Annotated in this window: 6 protein-coding genes; all 6 read left to right on the forward strand. The window is 63.3% G+C overall.

The genetic code is table 11. The features are described from left to right. Positions 1-162 precede the first annotated feature (162 nt). A complete protein-coding gene (gene iolE / locus RGM2987_RS07230; RefSeq protein WP_245139419.1) occupies positions 163-1,056 on the forward strand; it encodes a myo-inosose-2 dehydratase in 894 nt (297 codons plus the stop codon). Continuing rightward, on the forward strand, positions 1,053-1,862 hold the full coding sequence (iolB, locus tag RGM2987_RS07235) for a 5-deoxy-glucuronate isomerase (RefSeq protein WP_245139420.1): 810 nt from the start codon (positions 1,053-1,055) through the stop codon (positions 1,860-1,862). The genes iolE and iolB overlap by 4 nt, the downstream gene beginning before the upstream one ends. A gap of 30 nt (positions 1,863-1,892) precedes the next feature. Next, the gene (locus tag RGM2987_RS07240; RefSeq protein ID WP_245139421.1) at positions 1,893-3,395 is read left to right on the forward strand and encodes a CoA-acylating methylmalonate-semialdehyde dehydrogenase; all 1,503 of its coding nucleotides are present in this window, start codon (positions 1,893-1,895) and stop codon (positions 3,393-3,395) included. Between the two features lie 33 nt (positions 3,396-3,428). Then, complete coding sequence (locus RGM2987_RS07245; RefSeq protein WP_245139422.1) at positions 3,429-4,250, forward strand: TIM barrel protein; 822 nt, start codon at positions 3,429-3,431, stop codon at positions 4,248-4,250. A 167-nt stretch (positions 4,251-4,417) separates the two neighbouring features. Further along, on the forward strand, positions 4,418-6,349 hold the full coding sequence (iolD, locus tag RGM2987_RS07250) for a 3D-(3,5/4)-trihydroxycyclohexane-1,2-dione acylhydrolase (decyclizing) (protein WP_245139423.1): 1,932 nt from the start codon (positions 4,418-4,420) through the stop codon (positions 6,347-6,349). Between the two features lie 30 nt (positions 6,350-6,379). After that, positions 6,380-7,390, forward strand: coding sequence for a Gfo/Idh/MocA family oxidoreductase (locus tag RGM2987_RS07255; RefSeq protein ID WP_245139424.1), 1,011 nt, complete (start codon positions 6,380-6,382; stop codon positions 7,388-7,390). The last annotated feature ends 55 nt before the right edge of the window (positions 7,391-7,445 follow it).

Below are 7,445 nucleotides of genomic sequence, written 5' to 3' on the forward strand. Positions count from 1 at the left end.
GCTTGCTCCCGCTGGACTGCGAAGCAGTTCCTCGATCAGCCGGCCCGGTCCGACAGGCCCACCGCATACACAGTTCTACGACTGCTTCGCAGCCGAGCGGGAGCAAGCTCCCTCGCCACAGTGATCGGTTGAACATTAGAGAAAACAATAAAAGGTGCAGCCATGCCCGCTATTCGAATTGGCATCAACCCGATTTCCTGGAGCAACGACGACTTGCCGTCGTTGGGCGGCGAGACGCCGTTGAGTACCGCGCTGAGCGAAGGCAAGGCCATCGGCTATGAAGGTTTCGAGCTCAATGGCAAGTTTCCCAAGGACGCCAAGGGCGTCGGTGATGTGCTGCGTCCGTATGACCTGGCGCTGGTCTCCGGCTGGTACTCCAGTTGCCTGGCCCGGCGTTCGGCGGCCGAGGAAATCGACGCCATCGCCAGCCATGTCGAGTTGCTGGCGCAGAACGGCGCAACGGTGCTGGTCTACGGCGAAGTCGCCGACTCCATCCAGGGCCAGCGCATCCCGCTGGTCGAACGGCCGCGTTTCCACACCGACGAAGCCTGGCAGGCCTACGCCGACAAACTCACCGAATTGGCGCGCTTCACGCTGTCCCGAGGCGTGCGCCTGGCGTACCACCATCACATGGGCGCCTACGTCGAATCACCCTCCGACATCGACAAGTTGATGGCCCTGACCGGCAGCGAAGTGGGCCTGCTGTTCGACTCGGGCCACTGCTACATGGGCGGGGGCGAACCGTTGCAGGTGCTGCGCAAACACATTGAGCGCATCTGCCACGTGCACTTCAAGGACGTGCGCAAACCGGTGGTGCAACTGGCGCGCAACAATCTCTGGAGCTTCCCCGACTGCATCATCAATGGCACCTTCACTGTCCCCGGGGACGGTGACATCGACTTTGCCGCGTTGCTCGACGTGCTGCTGGCCGCCGACTATCGGGGCTGGCTGGTGGTGGAAGCCGAACAGGACCCGGCCGTGGCGCCGAGCTATGTCTACGCCAAGAAGGGTTACGACACCCTGCGCGCCTTGCTGCAAGAAAGGAGTGTGTCATGAGCCTGTTGATCAAGAGCCAGTCCAGCGGCCGGACCATGGTCCAACTGCCGGCGGGTGAGTTGGAGTACGTGGGGTTTGCCGCCTACCGCCTGAGCCTCGGCGAAACCCTGCCGGTGGCGGCCGGCGATAAGGAGTTGTGCCTGGTGCTGCTCAGCGGCCGCATCAGCCTCAAGGGCGAAGCGCCGGGGCAGGGCGTCTTCGACTGGGACAACCTTGGCGATCGTCAATCGGTGTTCGAGGACAAATCCCCCTACGCCGCTTATCTGCCACCCGGCAGCCAGGCCCAGGTGACAGCCCTGAGCGATGTGCAGATTGCCGTGTGCGCCGCGCCGGGTTCCACTGCCAACGCATACGGCCCGCGCCTGATCCGACCCGACAGTATGAAGCGCAGCGTGCGTGGCAAGGGCGCCAATACCCGTTATGTCTGCGACATCCTGCCGGACAGCGAACCGGCCCATTCGCTGCTGGTCGTCGAAGTGCGCACGCCGTCGGGGCATTCCTCGAGCTACCCGCCCCACAAGCACGACACCGACGACCTGCCGCACCAGAGCTTTCTGGAAGAAACCTATTACCACCAGATCAACCCGTCCCAGGGCTTCGTGTTCCAGCGGGTCTACACGGACGATCGCAGCATCGACCAGGCCATGGCCGTGGAAAACAGCGACCTGGTGGTGGTGCCCAAGGGCTACCACCCGGTCAGCGTGCCCTATGGCTACGAGTCCTATTACCTGAACGTCATGGCGGGCCCCAAGCGCGTCTGGCAGTTTCATAACGATCCGCAGCACAGTTGGCTGCTGGATCTCTGACTCGCCCCTTTTTCACGGAGAACAAGAACAATGAGTGACCTCCCGGTAGTCGGCCATTACCTCAACGGCCAGGTGCAGGACAGCACTGGCACGCGGTTCAGCAACGTCTTCAATCCGGCCACTGGCGCGGTGCAGGCCCGGGTGGCCCTGGCCGAGCCCGGCACCGTCGACGCAGCGGTGGCCTCGGCGCTGGCGGCGTTCCCGGGTTGGTCCGAGCAGTCGTCGCTACGGCGCTCGCGGGTGATGTTCAAGTTCAAGGAACTGCTCGACCGGCATCACGACGAGCTGGCGCGGATCATCAGCCGCGAGCATGGCAAAGTGTTGTCCGACGCCCATGGCGAAGTCACCCGTGGCATCGAGATCGTCGAATACGCCTGCGGCGCGCCGAGCCTGCTCAAGACCGATTTCAGCGACAACATCGGCGGCGGCATCGACAACTGGAACCTGCGCCAGCCGTTGGGCGTGTGCGCCGGTGTCACGCCGTTCAACTTTCCGGTGATGGTGCCGCTGTGGATGATTCCCCTGGCACTGGTGGCCGGTAACTGCTTCATTCTCAAACCGTCGGAACGCGACCCGTCGGCCAGCCTGCTGATGGCCCGGTTGCTGACCGAAGCCGGTTTGCCGGACGGTGTGTTCAACGTGGTCCAGGGCGACAAAGTGGCGGTGGACGCACTGTTGCAACACCCGGATATCGAAGCGATTTCCTTCGTCGGCTCAACCCCCATCGCCGAGTACATCCACCAGCAAGGCACGGCCCACGGCAAGCGGGTGCAGGCGTTGGGTGGTGCGAAGAATCACATGATCGTCATGCCCGATGCCGACCTCGATCAGGCCGCCGACGCGCTGATTGGCGCTGCCTATGGCTCGGCCGGCGAGCGTTGCATGGCAATCTCCATCGCCGTGGCGGTGGGCGACGTGGCGGACGAATTGATCGCACGCCTGTTGCCGCGCATTGACCAGTTGAAAGTCGGTAACGGCGAGCAGCCCGGCACGGACATGGGCCCGCTGGTCACCGCCGAGCACAAGGCCAAGGTAGAAGGCTTCATTGACGCCGGGGTGGCCGAAGGCGCCCGGTTGATTGTCGATGGGCGAGGCCTGAAAGTGCCGGGAGCCGAGCAAGGTTTCTTCGTTGGCGCGACGTTGTTTGACGAAGTCACTGCCGAGATGAGCATCTACCAACAAGAGATTTTCGGCCCGGTGCTCGGCATCGTCCGCGTGCCGGATTTCGCTAGCGCCGTGGCATTGATCAACGCCCACGAATTCGGCAACGGCGTGTCCTGCTTCACCCGTGACGGCGGGATCGCCCGGGCATTCGCTCGCAACATCAAAGTCGGCATGGTGGGCATCAACGTGCCGATTCCGGTGCCCATGGCCTGGCATTCCTTCGGTGGCTGGAAGCGCTCGCTGTTTGGCGATCATCACGCCTATGGCGAGGAAGGCCTGCGTTTCTACAGCCGCTACAAAAGCGTGATGCAACGCTGGCCCGACAGCATCGCCAAGGGCCCCGAGTTCAGCATGCCGACCGCCCAATAACCTGTTTTGTCGAAAGCCGGAGGGATAACAACAATGAACAAGCCCCTGCGTTTTGCCCTGAACCGAATGGTCGCTCCGCGCCTGTCGCTGCCCGCGTTCATTGACCTGGCCCTGGCGCTGAAAACCGATGCGATCGAGATCCGCAACGATCTCCAAGGCGTCGAGATTGAAGACGGTATGCCGCCGGCCCAGGTGCGTCAGTTGTGCGAAGCGAGGGGCGTGAAGGTGCTGTCGATCAACGCTCTTTACCCGTTCGATGTGTGGAACGACCAGCGCCGGGGCCAGGCCGTGCGCCTGGCCGATTACGCCCGTGAATGCGGCGCCGAGGGGCTGGTGATGTGTCCGCTCAACGACCCCGCCGACTCTCGCACAGAGGCTGAGCGCGCGGCGGGATTGCGCACGGCCCTCAGCGAACTGGCGCCGATCCTGCGGGCCTTCGGTATCTACGGTCTGATCGAACCGCTGGGCTTTGTTGCGTGCTCGCTACGCCGTAAAAGCACGGCGGTGCAAGCGATCCAGGACGTCGGCGGGCTGGATGTGTTTCGCCTGGTGCACGACACCTTCCACCATCACCTGGCGGGGGAGCAAACCCTGTTCCCCGAACTGACCGGGCTGGTGCACATTTCCGGCGTCGAGGATGCCCAGGCCCCGCTGGCGACCATCCGTGACGGCCACCGGGTGCTGGTCGGCGCGGACGACATCCTGGGTAACGCCGCGCAGATCGAGGCCTTGCGGGCTGGCGGCTACGACGGCTACCTATCGTTTGAACCATTTGCCCAGAGCATCCATGAGCTGGCCGACATCCGCCAGGCGTTGGGGGCGAGCATGAGGCATCTACAGAATCCACAGGCCTGACACGATTGTTGGCCTGGCAGAGATCCCAATGTGGGAGCGGGCTTGCTCGCGAAAGCGGTGGGCCAGCCAACATTAATGTCGTCTGACACGACGCCTTCGCGAGCAAGCCCGCTCCCACAGGGGATTTGAGCCAGCCGCCAGATTTGCATTCCAGATAAGGTGCAAGCATGACCACAACACGACTGACCATGGCCCAGGCCCTGGTGAAATTCCTCGATAACCAGTACATCGAGGTCGATGGCGTCCAGAGCAAGTTCATCGCCGGGGTCTTTACCATTTTCGGCCATGGCAATGTGCTGGGCCTGGGCCAGGCGCTGGAACAGGACAGCGGCGACCTGCTGGTGCATCAGGGGCGTAACGAGCAGGGCATGGCTCACGCCGCCATCGGTTTTGCCAAGCAGCACCTGCGGCGCAAGATCTACGCCTGCACCTCGTCGGTCGGCCCCGGCGCGGCGAACATGCTGACGGCCGCCGCCACCGCGACGGCCAATCGGATCCCGTTGCTGCTGTTGCCCGGCGATGTCTACGCCAGTCGCCAGCCGGACCCGGTACTGCAACAGATCGAACAGTTCCACGACCTGAGCATCAGCACCAACGATGCCTTCAAGTCGGTGAGTAAATACTGGGATCGCATCAACCGTCCAGAGCAACTGATGAGCGCCGCGATCCACGCCATGCGCGTGCTGACCGACCCGGCCGAGACCGGCGCGGTGACCCTGGCGTTGCCTCAGGATGTGCAGGCCGAGGCCTACGATTACCCGGATTACTTCCTGCAAAAACGCGTGCACCGTATTGACCGACGCCCGGCCAGCGAGGCGATGCTCGGCGACGCCCTGGCGCTGTTCAAGGGCAAGCGCCGGCCCTTGATCATCTGTGGCGGCGGCGTGCGTTACTCCGGGGCCAATACTGCGCTGCAAGCCTTCGCCGAGCGCTTCGACATTCCCTTCGCCGAAACCCAGGCCGGCAAGAGCGCGGTGGTCTCCAGTCACCCGTTGAACGTCGGGGGCGTCGGTGAAACCGGTTGCCTGGCGGCCAATCTGCTGGCCAGGAAGGCCGACCTGATCATCGGTATCGGCACCCGCTACAGCGATTTCACCACGGGGTCCAAATGGCTGTTCCAGCATCCGGGTGTGCAGTTTCTCAACCTCAATATCAGCCCGTGCGACGCCCTGAAACTGGACGGCGTGCAGTTGCTCGCCGACGCCCGCGCGGGGCTGGAAGCGCTGTCTGCCGCGCTGGGGGGTTACCGCGCTGAATGGGGCGGGCAGGTCGCCGATGCCAAGGCTCAATTGGAGGCCGAGGTCGACCGGGTCTATCAGGCGGATTATCAGATCAAGGATTTCGTCCCTGAAATAAATGACGGCATGGACCCGGCGGTATTTCGCGAGTTCATCGAGCTGACCGGCTCCTGCCTGACTCAGAGCCGCGTGTTGGGCACCCTAAATGAAGTGCTGGCGGACGATGCGATCATCGTCGCCGCCGCCGGCAGCCTGCCCGGCGATCTGCAGCGCAGCTGGCGCAGCAAAGGCGTGAACACCTATCACCTGGAGTACGGCTATTCGTGCATGGGCTATGAGGTGAACGCCGCGCTGGGGGTCAAGCTCGCCGAGCCGGACAAAGAGGTCTACGCCTTGGTGGGCGATGGCTCCTACATGATGTTGCACTCGGAACTGGCGACCTCGATCCAGGAGCGGCGCAAGATCAACGTGGTGCTGCTGGACAATATGACCTTCGGTTGCATCAACAACCTGCAGATGGGCAACGGCATGGACAGCTTCGGCACCGAGTTCCGTTTCCGCAATCCGGACACTGGCAAGCTCGACGGCGCCTTTGTGCCAGTGGATTTCGCCATGAGCGCGGCGGCCTACGGCTGCAAGACCTACAAGGTGAAAAATCTCGACGAACTGCACGCGGCCTTGGCCGATGCGCGGTTGCAAACGGTCTCGACCCTGATCGACATCAAGGTCCTGCCCAAGACCATGATCCACAGCTACCTGTCGTGGTGGCGGGTCGGCGTGGCGCAAGTCTCCACCAGCGCCCGCACCGATGCTGCCGCCAAGGCCCTCAACGAACGACTGGCCCAGGCCCGTCAGTACTAATTGCCCCCATCCCTGGGAAAGGAGTTTTGCATGTCTTTGAAGCTGGGCGTCATCGGCACCGGGGCCATCGGCCAGGACCACATCCGTCGTTGCAGCCGGACCTTGCTCAACAGCCAAGTCGTGGCAGTGACCGACATCAACCTCGCCCAGGCGGCGCAGGTGGTGGCGGACTTGAAGCTGACCGCCGAGGTTTATCCAGACGGCCATGCCTTGATCAAGGCGCCGGAAGTGCAGGCGATCCTGGTCACCTCCTGGGGACCGAGTCATGAAGAGTTCGTGCTGGCGGCGATTGCGGCCGGCAAACCGGTGTTCTGTGAAAAGCCCCTGGCGGTCACCGCGCAAGGTTGCCGCAATATCGTCGAGGCTGAGGTGGCCTACGGCAAGCGCCTGGTGCAGGTCGGCTTCATGCGCCCGTACGACGAAGGCTATCGAGCGCTCAAGGCGGTGATCGACAGCGGCCAGATCGGCGAGCCGCTGATGTTGCACTGCGCCCACCGCAACCCGCGGGTGGGCGAGAATTACAAGACCGACATGGCGATCACCGACACCTTGATCCATGAGCTGGATGTGTTGCGCTGGCTGCTCGCCGATGACTATGTCTCGGTGCAGGTGGTCTTCCCACGCAAGACCAGCAAGGCCCTGGCTCACTTGCGCGACCCGCAGATCGTCCTGTTGGAAACCGCCCGGGGTACGCGCATCGACGTGGAGGTGTTCGTCAACTGCCAGTATGGCTATGACATCCAGTGCGAGGTGGTGGGGGAGACCGGCATCGCCAAGCTGCCGGAGCCGTCCCAGGTGCAGTTGCGCAGTGGCGCCAAGCTGTCCAACGCGATCCTGATGGACTGGAAGGACCGCTTCATCGCAGCCTATGACGTCGAGTTGCAAGCCTTCATCGATGGCGTGCGCGCCGGCCAGGTCGGCGGCCCGTCGGCCTGGGACGGCTACGCTGCGGCAGTCGCGGCGGATGCCTGCATCGCCGCGCAGCAGAGCGGGCAGATTGTCAGCATCGACCTGCCCGAGCGGCCACGGTTCTACGGATGACTCCAATCCCTGTGGGAGCGGGCTTGCTCGCGAAAGCGGCCAGACAGTCAATATT

The sequence above is a fragment of the Pseudomonas sp. RGM2987 genome (genome assembly GCF_022952855.1).
In the GTDB taxonomy this organism is placed as follows: Bacteria; Pseudomonadota; Gammaproteobacteria; order Pseudomonadales; family Pseudomonadaceae; genus Aquipseudomonas.